This window comes from Streptomyces lonarensis (assembly GCF_012033735.1).
Classification (GTDB): domain Bacteria; phylum Actinomycetota; class Actinomycetes; order Streptomycetales; family Streptomycetaceae; genus Streptomyces; species Streptomyces lonarensis.
Genome location: NZ_JAAVJD010000419.1, coordinates 1 through 2,266, shown reverse-complemented (window position 1 = coordinate 2,266; position 2,266 = coordinate 1). Strand labels below are relative to the sequence as shown.

Sequence of the window (2,266 nt, the reverse complement as noted above, 5' to 3'; positions counted from 1 at the left end):
GGACCGCCGCGCCGGCCGGGTCGCCCGCCGCCTCGCACGCGAGCCGGACGACCTCGGCCGCCGCGGCGGTGTCGTCACCGGTCGGCTGCGGCGCGAACCCGTGGTCGGCGGCGAGCGCCAGGACGGACGCAGCGCTGGTCAGCGCGTGGAGGCCGCCGGCGCAGTCGTCATGGGCGGGGAGGGCGCCGGTGCCGGGCACGGGCAGGAAGCCGATCTCGCCGGCGCCGCCGGAGGCGCCGCGGCGCAGCGCGCCGTCCAGGACCAGGGCGGCGCCGGTGCCGCCGCCCAGCCACAGCAGCACGAAGGTGTCGCGGTCCCGGGCGGCGCCCTGCCGGAGTTCGGCGATGGCCGCCAGGTTGACCTCGTTCTCCACCCGCACGCGGGCCCCGGTGCGGGTGGGCAGGCCCCGGACCAGTTCGGCGTGCCAGGCGGGGAGCCCGCCGCCGGCGCGGTTGAGCGTGCCGGTGGCGGGGTCGACCAGGCCGGGGGCGCCGACCACCACCGTGTGCAGCTCCCCCACGGCCGCCCGGGTCAGCGCGGTGTCGAGCGCCCGCAGGACGGCTTCGGCGGTGGCGGCGTCGGCGCCCGCGGCGTCCCCCTCGGGGGCGGTGGGCGGGAACGGCAGCGCGGTGCGGGCGACCGTCCGCCCTGCCAGGTCGGCGACGACCGCCGTGGCGCTGTCGAGTCGGACGTCGAGCGCGGCGACGTGGGCCCGTTCGGCGACCAGGCCGTACAGCCGCGCGTTGGGACCGCGGCGGGCGCTGCCCGCTTCCCCCACCACGGTCACGAGCCCGTTCTCCTGGAGGCGGCCGACGAGGTCGGCGACGGAGGGGCGCGACAGTCCGGTGGCGTCCCGCAGCTGGGTGGCGGTCAGCGGCCCGTGCTCGACGAGGAGGTCGAGCGCGATGCGGTCGTTGATGGCCCGTGCGGTACGGGGGGTCGCGGTGCGGGCGGGTGTCATGGCGGTGATCCTCGCAGATCGACCGGGACCGCCCCGGGGCGCCGGAGCGCGGGGCGGCGACGGCTTTATTTACAGGCAACCTTCCTGATAGTTTACGCCCATGCAGCCCTCCCCCGTGCGGCGCGCCCGCCGCTCGACCTCCGCCGTGTTCGCTGTGCACGGCGCCGCCGCCGGTGCGTTCGCCACCCGCATCCCCTGGATTCATGAGCACCACGGACTGAGCACCGGACAGCTCGGTCTCCTGCTCGCCTTCCCGGCGATCGGGGCGGCGCTCGCGATGCCGCTCGCCGGCGGCGTGCTCCACCGGTTCGGGGCGCGGGCGGCGGTGCGGGGACTGCTCACCCTCTGGTGCCTCGCTGTCGCCCTCCCGGCGCTGGCGCCGCACCCGGCCGCCGTCGCCCTGCTGCTCGCCGTCTTCGGCGCGAGCGCCGGCATGGCGGACGTGGTGATGAACGCCCAGGGTGTCGAGGTGGAGCAGCGGCACGGCCGGTCGATCATGTCGGGCCTGCACGGCCTGTGGAGCGTCGGCACCCTGCTCGGCTCGGCCGGCGGTGTGCTCGCCGTGCACCTGGGGATCGACGCCCGGCCGCACCTGGTGGCCACGGCGGTGCTGCTGGTTCTCCTGGCGCAGCCCGCCTGCCGGGGCCTGCTCGACATCCGCCCCTCCCCCGACGAGGAGCCGCCGCCGCGCTTCAGCCGGCCGCCCCGCTCGGCGGTCCTGATCGGCGCGGTCGCCATGGGCGCCGTGCTAGCCGAGGGTGCCTCGATGGACTGGTCCGGCGTCTACCTGCGCGACGTCGCCGGCGGCACCGAGACGCTCGCGGCGGTCAGCTACACCGCGTTCGCCTGCACCATGGCGGCGGCGCGGCTGTGCGGGGACGCCGTGGTCCGCCGGATCGGCGCGGTCCGGGCGGTCCGGGCGAGCGGCGCGCTCGCCACCCTGGGAGCGGCCACGGTGGCGCTGGCCCCCGGGCCGGTCCTCGGCATCACCGGGTTCGCGCTGGTCGGCGTCGGCATCGCGGTGGTGGTGCCGCTGGCGTTCGCGGCCGCGGGCCGCAGCGGCCCGCGCCCCGGTCAGGCCATCGCCGGTGTCGCCACCATCACCTACACCACCGGGCTGGTGGCACCGACACTGATCGGCATGATCGGCCAGGTCGGCTCGTTGCGGCTGTCGTTCGTGTTCGTCGCGGTGACGACCCTGCTGATGGTGCTGGGCGCCGGTGTGCTGGGCGACCGGCGCGGGCGCCGCGTGGCCGGCGCCCCCGGCGCCGCGTCGGCCGTACCGGCGGCGGGCGCCGTTCCGCC

Annotated in this window: 2 protein-coding genes; one reads left to right on the top strand and one right to left on the bottom strand. The window is 77.7% G+C overall.

Translation table 11 applies throughout. From position 1 onward, the window contains the following. On the bottom strand, window positions 1-961 hold a 961-nt coding region (locus HCN56_RS25205; protein ID WP_167974916.1), incomplete at its 3' end, for an ROK family transcriptional regulator. A gap of 100 nt (window positions 962-1,061) precedes the next feature. Between HCN56_RS25205 and HCN56_RS25200 the strand changes: the two genes are divergently transcribed. Beyond that, the coding region (locus HCN56_RS25200; protein ID WP_167974914.1) for an MFS transporter at window positions 1,062-2,266 on the top strand (1,205 nt) is incomplete at its 3' end.